The sequence below is a fragment of the Winogradskyella helgolandensis genome (genome assembly GCF_013404085.1).
In the GTDB taxonomy this organism is placed as follows: domain Bacteria; phylum Bacteroidota; class Bacteroidia; order Flavobacteriales; family Flavobacteriaceae; genus Winogradskyella; species Winogradskyella helgolandensis.
The window spans coordinates 355,511-371,905 of the sequence record NZ_JABFHO010000001.1 but is presented as its reverse complement, the minus strand read 5'-3'; the positions used below and the strand labels follow the sequence as shown (position 1 = coordinate 371,905).

At 33.5% G+C, this 16,395-nt stretch carries 13 protein-coding genes; 6 read left to right on the top strand and 7 right to left on the bottom strand.

Annotation, left to right across the window (positions count from 1 at the left end; genetic code table 11):
* The first annotated feature begins 30 nt into the window (after nt 1-30).
* Nucleotides 31-1,257 (top strand): glycosyltransferase, encoded by a 1,227-nt coding sequence (locus tag HM992_RS01345; RefSeq protein WP_179318311.1) that lies wholly within the window; start codon nt 31-33, stop codon nt 1,255-1,257.
* On the opposite strand, the gene HM992_RS01340 is transcribed toward HM992_RS01345, so the two are convergent.
* The 3 genes from HM992_RS01340 to HM992_RS01330 are packed head-to-tail and all read right to left on the bottom strand — an operon-like array spanning nt 1,226 to nt 7,064.
* On the bottom strand, nt 1,226-2,764 hold the full coding sequence (locus HM992_RS01340; RefSeq protein WP_179318309.1) for a glycoside hydrolase family 2 TIM barrel-domain containing protein: 1,539 nt from the start codon (nt 2,762-2,764) through the stop codon (nt 1,226-1,228). The two genes, HM992_RS01345 and HM992_RS01340, sit on opposite strands and share 32 nt — an antisense overlap.
* Nucleotides 2,758-3,975 carry a hypothetical protein gene (locus HM992_RS01335; RefSeq protein WP_179318307.1) on the bottom strand — a complete coding sequence of 406 codons (1,218 nt, stop codon included), beginning with the start codon at nt 3,973-3,975 and terminating at the stop codon, nt 2,758-2,760. The genes HM992_RS01340 and HM992_RS01335 overlap by 7 nt, the downstream gene beginning before the upstream one ends.
* Nucleotides 3,975-7,064: a hypothetical protein gene (locus tag HM992_RS01330; protein WP_179318306.1), complete on the bottom strand. Its 3,090-nt coding sequence runs from the start codon at nt 7,062-7,064 to the stop codon at nt 3,975-3,977. The genes HM992_RS01335 and HM992_RS01330 overlap by 1 nt, the downstream gene beginning before the upstream one ends.
* 183 nt (nt 7,065-7,247) lie before the next feature.
* On the opposite strand from HM992_RS01330, the gene HM992_RS01325 reads away from it, so the two are divergent.
* From HM992_RS01325 to HM992_RS01305, 5 genes are all read left to right on the top strand, one after another.
* Nucleotides 7,248-8,432, top strand: coding sequence for a response regulator (locus HM992_RS01325; protein WP_179318304.1), 1,185 nt, complete (start codon nt 7,248-7,250; stop codon nt 8,430-8,432).
* A 27-nt stretch (nt 8,433-8,459) separates the two neighbouring features.
* On the top strand, nt 8,460-8,945 hold the full coding sequence (locus HM992_RS01320; protein WP_179318302.1) for a glycosyltransferase: 486 nt from the start codon (nt 8,460-8,462) through the stop codon (nt 8,943-8,945).
* 11 nt (nt 8,946-8,956) lie between these two features.
* The gene (locus tag HM992_RS01315) at nt 8,957-9,922 is read left to right on the top strand and encodes a type I phosphomannose isomerase catalytic subunit (RefSeq protein ID WP_179318300.1); all 966 of its coding nucleotides are present in this window, start codon (nt 8,957-8,959) and stop codon (nt 9,920-9,922) included.
* Between the two features lie 89 nt (nt 9,923-10,011).
* Nucleotides 10,012-10,587: a PhnA domain-containing protein gene (locus HM992_RS01310; protein ID WP_178983238.1), complete on the top strand. Its 576-nt coding sequence runs from the start codon at nt 10,012-10,014 to the stop codon at nt 10,585-10,587.
* A gap of 410 nt (nt 10,588-10,997) precedes the next feature.
* Complete coding sequence (locus tag HM992_RS01305) at nt 10,998-11,294, top strand: STAS domain-containing protein (protein ID WP_178983239.1); 297 nt, start codon at nt 10,998-11,000, stop codon at nt 11,292-11,294.
* Nucleotides 11,295-11,399: 105 nt separating this feature from the next.
* Here HM992_RS01305 and HM992_RS01300 read toward each other — a convergent pair whose 3' ends face one another.
* The 4 genes from HM992_RS01300 to HM992_RS01285 form a co-directional block, all read right to left on the bottom strand.
* Nucleotides 11,400-11,867: a YybH family protein gene (locus tag HM992_RS01300; protein WP_179318298.1), complete on the bottom strand. Its 468-nt coding sequence runs from the start codon at nt 11,865-11,867 to the stop codon at nt 11,400-11,402.
* 44 nt (nt 11,868-11,911) lie between these two features.
* Nucleotides 11,912-13,012 carry a DUF4407 domain-containing protein gene (locus HM992_RS01295; protein WP_179318296.1) on the bottom strand — a complete coding sequence of 367 codons (1,101 nt, stop codon included), beginning with the start codon at nt 13,010-13,012 and terminating at the stop codon, nt 11,912-11,914.
* A gap of 154 nt (nt 13,013-13,166) precedes the next feature.
* Nucleotides 13,167-15,899: a M56 family metallopeptidase gene (locus tag HM992_RS01290; RefSeq protein WP_179318294.1), complete on the bottom strand. Its 2,733-nt coding sequence runs from the start codon at nt 15,897-15,899 to the stop codon at nt 13,167-13,169.
* Between the two features lie 2 nt (nt 15,900-15,901).
* Nucleotides 15,902-16,267, bottom strand: coding sequence for a BlaI/MecI/CopY family transcriptional regulator (locus tag HM992_RS01285; RefSeq protein ID WP_179318292.1), 366 nt, complete (start codon nt 16,265-16,267; stop codon nt 15,902-15,904).
* Nucleotides 16,268-16,395 lie beyond the last annotated feature (128 nt).

Here is a 16,395-nt window from a genome sequence, read left to right as displayed (position 1 = left end):
TTAATTAAAACATTTAAAAATACCATTATTATGAAACTAGCAATTGTAACCGCATATCCACCAAGTAAAGTCACTTTAAACGAGTATGCTTATCATTTAGTAAAGCAGTTTAGACAAAAGGAAGCTGTTACAGAATTAATCTTATTAACCGACAGAACTGAAGGAGCAAAGGATATAGAATTTACGGAAGAAGGTTGTAAGATTACTATAAAAGAATGCTGGTCGTTTAATAGCTACAAAAATTTGTTTTCAGTAACAAAAGCCATCAATACCACAAAGCCAGACGCTGTATTATTCAATCTACAGTTTATGAAGTTTGGTGACAAAAAGATTGCAGCAGCCTTAGGATTAATGTTACCATTAGTATGCAAGTTGAAAAAGATTCCTAACATCGTGTTACTACATAATATTTTAGAGGAAGTCGATTTAGGAAGTGCAGGGTTTACCTCAAATAAAATCATGCAGAAGATCTACGGATTTATTGGCACAAGTTTGACAAAGCTAATTTTAAAAGCTGATATCGTTGCAGTAACCATGCAAAAGTATGTGAATATTTTAGAGATAAAATATTTGTCACCTAATGTAAAATTAATTCCACACGGCACCTTTGAAATACCAGAAGAACCAAATTATAGGTTACCAAAAGGACCATTACAAATTATGACTTTCGGAAAATTTGGAACCTACAAAAAAGTAGAAGGTATGATTGAAGCTGTTGAAAAGGTGAGAGCTAAAACAGGTTTAGATTTAGAAGTGGTAATTGCCGGAACAGATAACCCAAATGTACCAGGATATTTAGCTAAAGTAGAAGAAGATTATAAGCATGTGCCTCAAGTCCGTTTTACGGGTTATGTTGAAGAACATGAAGTCCCAACCTTATTTAACGAAAGTGCTGTGGTAGTTTTCCCTTATACGGCTACCACAGGAAGCTCAGGTGTGTTGCATCAAGCCGGAAGTTATGGTAAAGCCGTAGTCATGCCAGATTTAGGTGACTTAGCCTTATTAGTAAAAGACGAAGGTTATCGAGGTGAGTTTTTTGAACCTACAAGTGTTGAAAGTTTAGCGTCTGCTATAGAAGCGATAGTAACGGATGAAGCATATAGAGTTAAGCTTTCTAAAATTAATTACGATGCTGCAACAGCGCATCCAATGTCTCAAATTGCAGATATGTATTTACAGAATTTTCAAGATATCATAGATAAAAAACGCATAACATTCCCTAATGTTAATGCTGCTGCGCAGAAGCCTTCTTATTAGTAATAAATAAAAAAGAAGGTTTTCTAATTCCATTTTTATCTATAAATCCGAAGTGCTTTTGAGCATTTTGGCGCCAAGGAAGTCTCCCTACGACTTCCTTTGGTATTTTACCAAAGTCGTAAAGTGTCCAAGACATAAATTGCAAATTATTTGCCACAATATGTTCTTGTATTTTTTTATGATAATTAGCTTGATCTTCGTCTGAAGCTCCATAAGGTTTCCATAATCCAGAATAAGAGGACAGCCCGAATTCCTGCAATACTAAAGGTTTATTCGGGATTTCGGTTTTCAGGTTTTTTATAGCGTCATTTAAGAGCTCTAAATTTTCGTAATAATGAAAGGAAACGATATCAACTTTATCTTTTAAAATTGGTGCGCTTTGGGTATTAGACCAACCAATGGTTACAGGGTGCGAAGCATCTACAGATTTTACAAAATCTATCATATTATCTAACCACGCAATAACATTAGGTTTACCTCTCGATTCAAAATCTAAATTGGGTTCGTTTTTAATGTCCCAAGCAAGAAGTGCCTTGTGGTTCTTAAATGTCGATACAATAGCTTCGGCATGATGCTGATTTAATGTCCAATCCATCACCGAATAATCCCCATAAAAATCGAATAAGGTTAAGACAACTTTTAAACTATGAGCTTCAGCTAAATCTAAAGTTTGTTTTAGTTTTTCTAGTTTTTCGGGTTTTACGTTTGCTTTGCCGAAATCTTCGTATTGTACAAAAATACGCACCGAGTTTAGTCCAGCATTTTTAATAATGTCAAAATCTTTTGATAGGATTGATGTCGAAAAATCGTCGCCAAACATATCCCAAGGATTGGCTTGCGGATAGTAATTTATACCTTTAATATCTAAATTAGCCGTATTGATTGGTTGGGTGTCAAACGTGTAAGGTTCACTGTGTTCTTTAACCAAATGCCGAATGCGCCAAAAACCATCTTCTAGTAAAAACACCATTTTATAGGTCGAAGTTTCTGTGGTTTCCAAAACCAATTGTTCCGCTTTAAACACGCGTTTGTATTCTACTACATTTCTATCTGTAATTACGGCTAATTGACCATCTTCACTAAAAAATTCTAAAGTCGGATGATGCTTTAAAGTGGTAGCATAAATTGTGATGTCTTCCGCTTTATTTAAGGCTATAAAATCGAAAAGGTTTTTTCGTGCACTATCGGTATAATAGTCTTTGATGCCTGCTGTTTTATTGGTTTTATAAGCAATTTGTTTTACATACCACGCATCTAAATAATCGTTTTGTAAAGCATTTAAGTTTTCGTTATCCATGGGACGACCTTCGTTTTGTAAGGGTTCCCACACCAGTTGAGGCATGTATTGTTCTACTTTCTGAATTTCGGTATGTAACATGCTGCTTCGGTCTGCACCTGTATTGAGGTAGCTAAATACAGCGCTAAGGCCCGAAATAATTAAGGCAATAACCATAATATAAGAGATAATTAAAATGGTACGTAGTATGTTTTTATTAAGACCTACCATAGTTTTTTAGTGTTGAATTGTTTTGTTATTCCAGCCGTTTCTACACTGAAATTATAGTTGCCATTACTGTAAATAGCGGGTTTTAAATTGAAATTGACATACCCATTAAATGATGTTTTGGTCAGAGTTTCAATGTGTTTATTTGCTTTATAGATATGAAGTTTTACATGTAAACCATCCGGAATCATTTGTCCCATAAAACTTTGTAAAGGCCCAACCGTAATGCTTCTGTTTTGCTCTGAAAATTTTACATTATAATCTTCAATAACAGATTTGTATTGTAATGCAATACTTTCGCTTTCTGCCATACCATCGACGTAGGCTTTAACAGTCCAAGCATCTTTATAATCTGGATGAATAATTTTTGCTTGGGCAATACCATCAATAGTTGTTCCTGTGGTTTTTAGAATATTTTGTTTTTGATTGGTGATAAAAAACGTAACAAATGTACCATCACTTACCACATTATTCTGTTTATCTTTAATAATAGATGTTGAAAATGTTGTAATCTGATTACCATCGGCATAGGCATGAGGACGTGTTGCCGAAATGGTAAAATCTGTAGGAATGGCAGCAGAAACATTAATCGTGAATTCTTTAGAGTTGATGCCTAAACTTTCTGAAGACACTAACATACGTCCGCTTTCTTGTTTAGAATATATGTTTTTATACGCAATTAGATTCTTAGTGAAAATGTCTGTAGTTTCTTCTGATGCTAAAAATTGATGCTTAGCATTTACCAAAGTATTTGTCGGCACTGGATTGTCTAAGGAATCGGTAGGAATGACGACCAACATGGTATAATCTGTACCACCAGCTTCTATACTTGGCGGTCCAATATAGGTTTCCATAGTTGCCACTTCAGCTTTTGGATTCATGGTAAACGTTCCTGATAGCGACGTTGTTTTATCTAGTAATTTCCAACTTACAGCACCTATCTTTTTAGTAACGTTTTCTGGAATTTTATATTGAAGGGTATTTGCATTTAATTCGGCAGTCACCAAAGTAGACCCATAACTGTTAGAACAATAGAGTAGTGGTTGTTCGCCTTCCGATATAGAGAATTTTAAAACAACACTTTCACCAACGTTATAATCGGTTTGTGTGGTAATCAATTGGATAGGTTGAGTCGTTTCACTGTCTTGTACAACAGCAAAAGATGATAATAGTATCAAGCCTAAAAGGAACAAATATGTGTGTTTAAATGGCATTAATTCGGACTTCCTATATATGTGTTTATTTCTATTTTAATATAACTAAAATCGGGATGTTCAATTTTTTGTAATTGCGATGCCGAATGATTGTCAATTCTATTGGGTACTATTTTACTAGCAATAGCAGCGTTGGGTAAGCCATTGACAAAAATATTAGTCATATCATCATTTATCAATGTCACTTTACCTGCATGCAATATCGGATATTCAAAATCTTGTTTCCGTTGTTGTCGTACACCTTCTTTTATAAAAGCATGGTCTACCCAAAGCATGTTTTTCTGCTCATCGTAATACGTAATTAATAGCTGAGGTATCGTAATTTCTTGAATGCCGCTATTAAATAAGTTTCCGCTTACAGTTCTATCTTTAATATTGATAGCGCTTAATACGACACTCTTATATAAATCGGAACCAGAGACATTTCCAGCCGCTTGTAAGTTAAATTTGGTAGGTTGTTCTTCAAACTCTATAGGTGTAAATTCATCTGGATTAAACGTATCTGGAATAGAATCTTGTGTTTTAGACCAGGCAATACCTTCAAAATTAATACGAAAACTGGTCGACTCTTTAGGCATCAACTTATGTTTCATATGGTATTTAGCATTGTAAGTCGCCAGTTCTTTATTATCGTCGTTATATAAGGTGCCTTTTAAAATCACGTCTGCTGGCACAATATCTATATTTTGAACTTCACCAATAATGGCATAATGCCCATCGTATTGCACCAATTTAGCCGAAACGACTTCTAAAACTGGTTGTTTTAAAATGTCTTCGTGATGGGTTTGTTCGGTGGTAATACGGCGTCGCCCTTGATTAAAATATTTAGTAGCATTAGCCGAGTACAATTGGTCTGGTGGTAAATCGTTATTTAAATCGTCGGGGTGTAAATACCATTTTTTACGATGTTTAGATAGGGTTTTATAATCTATCTTTTCAATTTTTTCTAAGGGTGTTATCCATTGGGTGGTCACTTTTGCAGAAGCCGTACTATCGTTAAGTTGAGTGATTTCTGTTTCAATGGCATCCATTTTAGCATAACTGCTTAATAAACCATCCGTCACCGAAATTTCCAACATATACTGTGCAATTGGCAAATTACTATTGGGATCTATCAATTGGTGAGCTTTTTCAAATTCCTTATAATCTAAAGCGTCATAATAGGCGATAATGGCATTTTCAGGACTGCGTTGTGAGTCATTTTTAAGGTAGAATATATAGAGGCCATAACATAATATAATCGCCAAAAACACCGACCAAATATGCGTGACACGCAGAACGTTCCTGTTAAATTTATGGTAGCTCACCGAGTATTTTAAAAAATCTGGAATAGGTTTAAAGCGCGTTTTTAGCATGTTTACCCATAGCATTTGTATGTTTAACATAAAAGCGATTAATACGGTTAAAAATGGCACAATGCCCCAATGAATTTTAAGCCATTTAGCCACATCTTCTTTGGGTAAAATAGAGGATACTGGCGGAATATTAAGCCGTTCCCAAACCATGATGCCGTTTTCTAATTGGCGTAACCGTTGCCAACCACAGAAGTAGAGGATCGGGTCGTAAAACTTATCGTTAGAAAAAATGTATTTGAGATTGTATTTTTCAGGCGTCGTTAAAAATTGTTGTAGGGACCCAATGCCGGCTACGCCTTTAAACTTCGAGTTCTCTAAACGTTCAATAGGTCGAGTGGTGAGTTCTGGTAATCGTCTTGCTGAGTGGTAGTTACCATCTACTGTCATGGCATTGGTTTGTGCACTAAGCCAAGCCATTTGGTCGCCAAAACCTAAGGTTAAAAAACGCCATTTATCATGGTCATCTTGGTTTAAGAAATTCACAATAGGTAACATCTCAATTTTCTGTGGTTGCGATGGCCTGAAGTAATTTAAGCTCATGGTAAACACCACCATAAATACAGCTAATCCGGCTAAAATACCACCAATAATTCGGTGATATACCGCGCCAAATTTAGACTGAATCAATTCTTTTAAATCACCTTCAACAAAGCGATAGGTAAATTCACCCATTAAAGGGATAGATAGAATAGACGCCCAAAGTGTAAATCGGTCTAAAGTCAAAATATTAAAAGCGGTTTCGCCTAACATCTTTAAAGGAATAGGCGTGGTGCCACCAGTACCTAAAATGGTACAAATGGTAACTGATAAACCAAAAAACAGATAGCGTTTGCTGTAATATCTGTAAAAGATATAAGGTAATAAGACTAACAATATTCCCCAAGGAATTAAAAAGAACACGAGTCCTGAAGAAGTGATTTCTAAAAAATTATCGCGAGAACCATGCGGAATCGGAACTTGCGTTATAGGATTGGCTTTTGAGTTTAACCAATACGGAAAAATACAACCAATAATTAAAACCAAAGACAACATGCCGAAGCTTACAATCCGTTTAAAAAGTTTGAAAAAGCTATTTAAAAAGAGTTTGAAGGTGACCTCTTTCATAGAGTTCACTTGCGCTCTCGAGACATCCATAATTACCATACCTATTAACGGAAAGATAAAAAAGACCATCCCAAAAATAGGGGTCACATGGTGGGATGTTACGGTAACAGCAATGAGTGACAAACTGGTTGCTAAATACCATTTTTTGCCCGTTGTTAACCATAAATAAATTTCGGGTAAGGCATGCATTAACACCGAGACACCAACAATACTAGGCAATTGCCCAAAAATATGAAGGGTTTCTACAAAAGAAGATGAGAATACAGCCAAAAGAGCGGCATAACCCGCTACGGTTTTGTTCCCCGTCATGAGTAATGAAAAGCGATAAGCACCAGTAATAAATAAGACTATTGCAATTAAGGCGACACTAAACATTCCAAACTTTAAGCCACCAATCATAGAAAGTAAGGCAATAGATTGATGTACTAATGGCGGATAGCTTTGCACTGTAAAACCCGTATACCATTCGTAGTTCCAAGGTTCAAACCAACTATGTGCATAATGGTCTGCAAAGAACAAATGGATTAAGGCATCATAAGTAGTTTCCAAAGTAAAAAATATGGAGCTGCCATGAAAAGCCAATCCTAAAAGTAGGGCTGCAATTAAGTATTTATTTGAGGTTTCCTTCATTTTAAAGCCTAAGCGATAACGATATGGTAAAGATATATAATTTAAATAGGGCTTCGTTTTTTAATTAACTACAGAAAACTTCCATTCGTCTACACTAAGCATGAGCTTCAGCTAAATTTAATTTTTACAAGCGTCTTGTTAGGTAATTTTGACCTGTAAATAAGAAATAAAAACGCATTCATTATGAAAATATTAGCCATCGACGATCAACAATTAGTTTTATTGCCTTTAGAGAAAAGATTATTAGAACTGGGTTATGATGTAAAAATTGAAACCAATGCTACTAAAGGTATAGAATTATATGAAACTTTTAGTCCAGATTTAGTAATTGTTGACATTAATATGCCTGGCGTAACAGGTTTAGATGTGGTAAAACACATTAGAGCTTCTAAAAATCCAGAAACGCCAATCATGGTTTTATCAGGAAATACACAAGATGATATCATAACAGAAGGTTTTGAATTAGGAATTAATGATTATATGAAAAAACCTTTGAGTCTTAATGAAATTAGTGCTCGCGTTAAACGATTAATTGGTGCACCCGAAGTTGTAAACAGCATTACAAATAGTGATGTAATGATTCAAGAACGTTGTGTTGGTGTTGTGATTCCTTGTTATAATGAAGAAGAGCGTTTGTTGAGTGATGAGTTTTTAACCTATATCGATAAAAATTCAGGATATCACTTATGTTTTGTAAACGATGGTAGTAAGGATAAAACCTTAAGTGTTTTGAAAAACCTTCAAAAAGGAAGAGAGGATTTTATTACGGTTTTCGATTGTGAAAAAAATGGAGGTAAGGCTGAAGCGGTTCGTTTAGGCATGTTGCATATGGCTAAAAAAGAAGATTTAGATTATATAGGCTTTTTAGATGCCGATTTATCTACTGACTTAGCCGATTTTGATGACTTAGTTAAAACCATTGAGACATCAGATTTTAAAATTGTAAGTGGTTCGCGTATTTCTAGAATGGGAGCAAACATTACGAAAGAATCCGCTAGAAAGATAATTAGTTTAACCATCAACTTTATCATTAGAAAAATCTTAAGAATGGATTTTAAAGACACACAGTGTGGTGCAAAAATCTTTAGTAAGGATGTTATTGATGTTGCGTTCAGTGAAAAATTTGTAACCCAATGGATTTTTGATGTCGAAATATTTAAACGAATGAGTATTCATTTCGGACTTAAAAAAGCAAAGGCTATGTTATGTGAGCAACCTTTAAAACGTTGGATTCATGCGGATGGTTCTAAATTATCGATGAAGGATTCAGTGAGAATTGTTTTTCAACTAGGACAAATTGCTTGGGTTTACGGTGGAAAAAAGCAAAGTAAAAAAGTAGCTGTTTCAAACCATTTAGAAGTAGTTTAATTACGGCCTTTATCAAATCTATACGTCATGAAAGCAGGTATCATTATAATATTTCATAATAATGAAAACGATATGGACACGACTTATTTTATTGAACAAATTCAACAGACGCCTAAATTAGAATTATGTCTGGTTAATAATGATAGTAAAGATGCTACTTATGACATGTTGAAAGAAGTCAAAGAAGAGTGTAGTAATGTCTCTGTCGTTAATGTAAGAAAATTTAAATCAGATATTGCCGCTGTAAAAGCTGGAGCAAGATTTATGTATAATGAATTTGATTTAAAGCACTTAAGTTATGTTTCCGTGAACTTATTAAATCTTAAAGAACATGGATTAAATGGTTTAATTGAACTTATTACCGAAAATCAAAATGCTATTTTAAATTATAAAATCAAGACTTTAAACAAGAGGCCAACGTTGTTTCAGAGTATATTCTCATTACTAGATTATCTCAAAAAAATTATAGAAGACAACCATTTTGTGAATCTTCAATTTCAAAAACAGCTTTAAATAAAAACATCATGCAAGCATATCCTATAAAATTCGCACCTATACTTAAAGAAAAAATTTGGGGAGGTGAAAAGTTGTCTAAACTATTACATAAAAAAACCAATTTAAATAATGTTGGTGAAAGCTGGGAGATTTCTGGTGTTGAAGACAATATTTCTACAGTTTCAAACGGACGTTACAAAGGTCAATCGTTAAACCATCTAATTGCATCGCATAAAAGTGAATTTTTAGGAAAAAAGAATATTGCCGTTTTCGGTGAAAACTTCCCTTTACTTATTAAGTTTTTAGATGCTAAAACCAATTTATCTGTGCAAGTACATCCAGATGATGACATGGCAAAAGCACAACATAATTCTTTTGGCAAAACAGAAATGTGGTACATTATGAATAGCGATAAAGATGCCGAGATTGTATTAGGTTTAAAAGATAATGATGTAGATAAAAATGTGTTGAATACTATCAATGCATCTAATGTTGATGCTGTTTTTAATACAGAAAAAGTAAAACAAGGAGATAGTTATTTTATTCCAGCCGGAAAAATTCATGCTATCGGAGCAGGTGTTTTAGCTGCCGAAATCCAACAAACAAGTGATATAACTTATCGTGTTTACGATTGGGATAGAACGGATACTAATGGTCATCAAAGAGAATTACATACGGATTTTGCAATAGCCGCAACAAAATCATTTCCGTCTAATGGAAAACGTAATTACCAATTAAAGGCAGATCAAACGAGTAATTTGGTGGATTGTGATTTTTTCACGACTAATATTTTTGAAGTTAAGTCAAATCAAAAACGAGATTATCGCAGTTTAGATTCTTTTGTTATATTTATGTGTGTTGAAGGTACTGCGGAGGTTACCATAAATAATGTGACTGAAATTGTAGACATGGGAGAAACCATTTTAATACCAGCAAATACAGATTCAGTAATATTTAATTCTAAAAGCGCAAAACTACTTGAAGTCTATATTTAAGAAAATTGTATCATAGTTTGAAAGCCTTTCTGAAAAAATGATAATAAGTCTTAATTAATTTTACATTTGCACTATAATTATACTTTATTATGTCATTAGAAAGAGAACTACAAAAACGCAGTGGCTCCAAATGTGAGCTTTGCGGTAACGAAGAAAAACTATCTGAATATGCAGTTTCAGATATTAAGGAAAACGGATTAAAAACTGTTTTATATGCATGTAATGTGTGTACTGAACAAATGAACGATTCAGATGCTATTGATGATAACCATTGGAGGTGTCTTAATGATAGTATGTGGAGTGAGCACGATGCCGTGAAAATTATGGCTTGGAGAATGCTTAACAGGATTAAAGCTGACTGGACGCGTGATTTATTAGGAATGATGTATATGGAAGAAGATACATTAGAACTCGCCAAAGCTTCTGGTGATGGTGAACCTGAAGCAGATAAAGTAATTCATCGTGATGTTAATGGTGTTATTTTAGAGAACGGAGATTCTGTTGTTTTAATAAAAGATTTAAAAGTGAAGGGTTCTAGCATGGTTGCCAAACAAGGCGTTGCTGTTAGAAATATTAGACTAGATCGTGATAATGCGGAATATATTGAAGGGAAAGTAGGCCCTACTCTAACTGTAATTATTACCAAGTTTGTAAAGAAATTATAATTTACTTACAACGCGTGTTTCTAGTTTTGATTTGAATTTGCACGCTGCAACGATTGTATATGTAGTTTTGAAAAAAGACCAATATAATCAATCGACCATACCATCTAGAAAGCATCAATTTTTAAAACATAAGTATCAACATAAAGTTGGTAATATATAATATTTCAAAGACCTGATTCTTAATTGATTCAGGTTTTATTTTTCCTACAAATCAATGGTTTTAAAACGTGTTGTTAGTCGAAAAAATAAACAAAGTATCTCAAGTTATCTAAGCAAATTAACGCTTTGTCGAATATATGTCAAAATAAATGCATAAATGTCTGATATTGTGGTTATCCCTCTAAATAATATTGAAAAAGTATACTGATTAATAGCCTCAAATTAGTATGAACACTTAAACATTATTTATTATGGACTTAGAAATTACAAATTACAACAATCGTTTTCAAATTAAGGGAGCTTTAAATAAGCTGAACTTAAAAACGTTCAATGCTCATTTTTCTAACATTTTTGATGAACTAGATAGTATTCTAGTAGATATTGAACATGTTAATAGTATTGATAGAGCAGGTGTAATGGCATTAGCTAAATTACATAATGAATCAATTACAAAATCAAAAAAATTATCTATAATTGGCTTTGGTTGTAAAGAGTTATACGAGCATTTTAAATCTGAAGAACCAAAAGAAACAATGGTTGCTGCTTAATCCAAGTTATTTCTACCCAACAATATGAATAAAGTGTTTTCAAAATATCTGTGATAAATAGTTATTTTGGGTACACTTTTATTTTAAAATCTGGTGGTTTCAATTTTAACAAGACATGTCAGCAACTATTTTCCATTCACCATGGATCTTTTTAAAGATAATGATGAAAACACCATTGGCATCTCCAACTTCACGTTTTAGATGGTATTCACCCATCACCCAATAATTATCACCTTCAATTTTTGAAATATCATTAATCACAAACTTTAAGGTGCCGCTTTCTGCTTTTGTCGGATAGCCTTTCTTGTAATTAGCTAAAGTCTGGTTCCAGCCACGAGTTAGGCCTTTGCTACCATAAAATTTAAGCGAGTCACTTTTCCAATAGCCTTGCATAAAACCTTCTAAATCATGATTATTCCAGGCAATCTCTTGTGCTTCCATTACTAAGCGTATGCCTGCCTCAGCAAGTTCGTTAGATTCACTTTTGTGCGTTGTTTCTGTAGTAACATCAGCCTTAATACTAATACAGCTAAAACACGATAAGGCTATGGCAATGGCGAGAATATATTTCATAAGAATTGGTTGTTGTTTATCATCTAAAAATAACAACTAATTTTCTAAAGAATACCCTTTTGTTGTTTTAAAAACGCATCGGCTTGATTTTGCATAAGAATTCTTGCCTGCTTTCGCTTATAGTTCATCACGTCTTCTTCATCTGCAATTTCAGTGTAGACTTTATTATTAATTTCATTATCAGTTTTTAAAAGGAGTTGACGCTCAGCAACCTTTTGCATGGTCCAAGTTTGAATAGTGGTTTCTTGGTCTTGTAGTTTATAATCAAACTCGCCTTTTGGTGCTAATAATTTTGCAATGATTGGCGAGGTTTCAATCGCTAAAAACAATAGAAAAATAAAGAATGATGGTAGCCACGGTAATTCACCCAAAGCGGTAATGCGAGCCATTAAGCCATCAAAATTATCAATAATGGGTTGTGAGGTATCAACGTTAGCAGTATAATCGTCTTGAAGCGTTGTTATTTGGGTTTCAAGCGCTTCGATTTTAGTTTTAGTATCAGATTTTAATTCTTGTAACTCGGCTAATCCAGCATCATGTTTGTCGCGCTTTTCCTTATATACTGGACCTTTGCCCAAAAGTTTAGAACCCGCTGTGCCTTCAGCTTCTGAAATATAAATGTCATATAAACCATTGACTTCCGCTTCTTTGGCATCAACTTGAGCATTTAAGCCTGAAATTTCATTGTCAAGCGCAGCAATTTTAGGACTAAACTGCTCGGCAATTTGGTTCTGATTCGCTAAGGTTAAATCATTTTTTTGTTCTAATAACACTTGATTAATTTCCTTTTCAAAAATCTTCAATTCTAATGGTTTTGAAATGACTACAGCAATAATAAGTGCTAAAAAAAGTCGTGGAGTCGCTTGAAGGATTTCATCTAAAATATTGTCGCGCTTTTTAATCGTTGATACAATATAGCGATCGAGATTAAAAATGAGTAAACCCCAAATGAGTCCAAAGAAAATTGAAGTATAGAGATTGTCAAATACGGTAAAAAGTGCATAACTAGCTGCAATGGTTGCCATAACAGCGGTAAAGAAAACGGTAGCTCCAATACCAGCATATTTGTTCTGTTCGCCAATGGAGCAGTCATTTAAAATGTCGGTGTCAGCGCCAGAGCAAAGGATAAAGAATTGCTTTAACATAAGTGTTTGTTTTTTGATTGACCTAAAATTTAGGCTGATTGATTGACTATTAGAACGCTAAAACATACTTTTTGTTACATGTTTAGATGAAAAAAGCCTCAATTAAGAGGCTTTAGTCATGAAAATTTTAAAATTAGTGGTACTGTAATTATATTTAATCTGTGACAGTAATAACTATAGGTGCTATCTCTGAGTTAGAACCATCTTTGAGCGCAAACAGCACAAGCTGATCATCTTTTTTTGCACTTTCAAGATGTTTTATAGCATCCATATCTAGCATATCACTCTTTATAAACTGCGTTGGTTGACCAGGAATTTTAAACTTAAATTCAGTTACTTTTCCATTTTTAGTGCTGAGTATTATATCCTTAATCTCATTTCTTGTTAAAGCTATTTTTCCTGTTTTAATTGTTTTAGCATTAACCATTGGTAAGATGCTTTCTTGTTTTTCTGGCTGAGGGTCTTCCACCACTTCTATAATTTCACCCTTATCATTGGTATTGGTAAATGATTGGTTTAGTTTTGTTGGCGGAGGTGGAGGTGGAAATTTTAAGCCCGTAGTCTTTAGTTCATCATCCGCAATTGGTAATTCTACAGAATTTTCTTTCTGGGTTGAAGTCATACGTTTGTAGATTCCAACATATTTAATTAAGTCTTTTTGTTTTACAATAGGATAGTTGGCAGTTTTGCCATTACGTTCGTCTTCTTGAGCGGCCAGCGTTTCTTTTTTTAGTTGTTTAGCCCAATCATTGTATTCTGCAACTTCTTTTGCTGTTGGTTTATCTTGAATAGAAACGTGACTTTCAATGGCAAAAGGCGTATTACCCTTCGCTCTATTTATTTCTTGATTAGGCGCTACAATACGATAAAATCCGTAATCCTGAAGCGAATTAAATATAAACCAAACTTCCTTATTCGAAATTTCTTTGGAAGATTTCACATGAATATTCATATAATTTTTACGCTGCTCTGGAGTAATATCTTGATGTAATTGATTAAATACATCTACAAATGTTTCTTTTGTTGCTTTTATGCCATCTATCACATATGAATTTTCATTTAAAACTCTTAACTCAATACTTCTTGCGTAGATCTTTTTTTTCTCAGCACTTGAAAGTTTAACTAAATAGTTGCCGTCAGCATCTTTTTGAGTTGTCATATTGGTGCGTTTGCCACTGTTGTTTGTGGCAATAGCTTTTGCTTCTTTAGCAGAAATTTTTTCATCATCTAAATAGAACGTGGCATCTTCGTTTTCCATTTCAATAATATATTCTAAAAACGAAGGATTATATACACTTTGCATGTCACCAGCGTTTGGACCTCCTTTAGATGTTTGTTTTACAGGCGGTGGAGGAGGTGCTATTAAGGGTGCATCAGCTTGAATAATCTTAAAGTCATATTTTCTAACCAAAGCGATTACGTTTTTTAATGTCTTTTCTGAAGCATCACTTTTATCGATTCTGACGAAAACTGAGTTAGAATCATCAAAGGACTTCGATAATGTTTTTAGTTTCGACTCAATATTCTCCAAAGAAGTGTAATTGTTCTTTACCAATAATTCTCCGTTTCTATTAATTAGAATTACCATAATTGGTTCTTCTTTTAAATTATAATTAGTGTTTTGAATAGATAAAGGAGGTGGAGGAGGTGGTGGTAAAGTTGCTCTTTCTTCAGCTGTTAATTCACTTTGCTTTTTGAAATATGTTTCACCATTGAGTGTGATTTTTGCATAGGGTGAAATGCTAGCAATAGGGCGTTTAACTTTCGCTTTATTTTCTTTCGACATTCTATAATATAACCCTCCTAAATCTGAAAACAGATCATCTAACTCTTCTTGTTGTTGCTTTGATTTGTTAATGTAATGTGGTTCAGTAGTTCTAAGCGCTTCATAAGTGTCGTATTTTTTTAAATAGATTTCAACAGCGTTTTGGTCTACATAATGAATTTGCAACTCCTCCGCTTTTTTTAATTCATCTTTAATGTGTTCAACATGTTCAATAGTGGATGATTCTTCTTTTTCAACATATTCCTTTTCTGCAAAACTGTAAAAAAGAATCGCAATAATCGGCAATACTAATAAAGTACTTAGCCAAACTCTGGTTTTTGAGGTTTGTGTTTTCATAACTGTAAATCGTTTTTTGATTGATGAATAATTGATGGCACTCGAGAATTGATAATCTTGAGTGTTTGATGAAAATTGTAATAATATATTTTGATAGGTTTTAGTGTTCACACCTTGCCTTAAAACGGCTTGGTCTGCTAAAAACTCATGATTTAATTTAACATGATGTTTCAGAATGTATATTAATGGATGAAACCAAAATACAATTTGTAATACTTCTAAAATAATAATATCTAAACTGTGTAATTGCTTGGCATGGGTTTCTTCATGTAACAATACTTCTTTTGGAATGTGATTAGATTCATATCTGATTTTATTAAGAAAGATATATCTAAAAAAGGAATGTGGAATCAGATTTTCCTGCAGCAACACATAAATGAAAGATTGGTTTTTTACGGTTTCATTCTTAGAAATCCGATGTTGCATTTTAAATAGATTAATAACAAAACGTAATGTGAATAATAAGACACCAAAGCCGTAAATGAACCAAAGTGTCGTTTCTAAATCGAAAAAGGAAGGTTCTTCAGTCGGGATTTCAATTAAGTCAGGATCAATATTGATGAATATTGGTGCCGTTTCATAAGTGGTGTCAATAGGTTCAACATATTCGGTTATGGTTAGTTTTGGAATGATTAAAGCTAAAGTCAATGCGCCTAATAAATAGAAACGTTTAAAATGATGCCTATTCTGACGTTCTAAAAAAAGAACGTAGACCAACCAAAATATACCTAAGCAAACCGAAAATTTAAATATGTACGTTTCCATAATTATCGGTTTTTAATTTCTGTGTCTATAATTTTTTTAAGCGCTTCTAATTCGTCTTTAGTTAAATCCGTTTTACGTGTAAAAAAGGACGCAAACTGCGAAGCACTATCATTAAAAAAGGTTTTAATGAGTCCGTTAACATGCTTAGAGAAATAATCTTCTTTTTTTACTAATGGAAAATACTCTCTGGATTTACCAAAGGTTTTATAATCAATAAAACCTTTACCAATCATTCGTTTTAGTAAGGTCGCTACGGTTGTAGTGGCAGGTTTTGGTTCCGGGTAACTCTCTAGCAAATCTTTCATAAATGCTTTGTCGAGTTTCCAGAGGTACTGCATTAATTGTTCTTCGGTTTTTGAAAGTTGCATGCTTTACATATTTAGAATTAACTCTACAAATGTAGAGTATATATTTTGATTCTACAAGTGTAGAGTTTAAATTTAGTGTGTGAATAGTTTTATTAAGTGATTAGTTTTGGGTGATTTAAAATGAAAAA

Bases quoted from the DNA above. Each gene is read 5' to 3' on its own strand.
- HM992_RS01325 (WP_179318304.1), top strand. From the start codon at position 7,248: ATGAAAATATTAGCCATCGACGATCAACAATTAGTTTTATTGCCTTTA.
- HM992_RS01295 (WP_179318296.1), bottom strand. From the start codon at position 13,012: ATGTTAAAGCAATTCTTTATCCTTTGCTCTGGCGCTGACACCGACATT.
- HM992_RS01330 (WP_179318306.1), bottom strand. From the start codon at position 7,064: ATGAAGGAAACCTCAAATAAATACTTAATTGCAGCCCTACTTTTAGGA.
- HM992_RS01335 (WP_179318307.1), bottom strand. From the start codon at position 3,975: ATGCCATTTAAACACACATATTTGTTCCTTTTAGGCTTGATACTATTA.
- HM992_RS01320 (WP_179318302.1), top strand. From the start codon at position 8,460: ATGAAAGCAGGTATCATTATAATATTTCATAATAATGAAAACGATATG.
- HM992_RS01345 (WP_179318311.1), top strand. From the start codon at position 31: ATGAAACTAGCAATTGTAACCGCATATCCACCAAGTAAAGTCACTTTA.
- HM992_RS01305 (WP_178983239.1), top strand. From the start codon at position 10,998: ATGGACTTAGAAATTACAAATTACAACAATCGTTTTCAAATTAAGGGA.
- HM992_RS01315 (WP_179318300.1), top strand. From the start codon at position 8,957: ATGCAAGCATATCCTATAAAATTCGCACCTATACTTAAAGAAAAAATT.
- HM992_RS01290 (WP_179318294.1), bottom strand. From the start codon at position 15,899: ATGGAAACGTACATATTTAAATTTTCGGTTTGCTTAGGTATATTTTGG.
- HM992_RS01300 (WP_179318298.1), bottom strand. From the start codon at position 11,867: ATGAAATATATTCTCGCCATTGCCATAGCCTTATCGTGTTTTAGCTGT.
- HM992_RS01340 (WP_179318309.1), bottom strand. From the start codon at position 2,764: ATGGTAGGTCTTAATAAAAACATACTACGTACCATTTTAATTATCTCT.
- HM992_RS01285 (WP_179318292.1), bottom strand. From the start codon at position 16,267: ATGCAACTTTCAAAAACCGAAGAACAATTAATGCAGTACCTCTGGAAA.
- HM992_RS01310 (WP_178983238.1), top strand. From the start codon at position 10,012: ATGTCATTAGAAAGAGAACTACAAAAACGCAGTGGCTCCAAATGTGAG.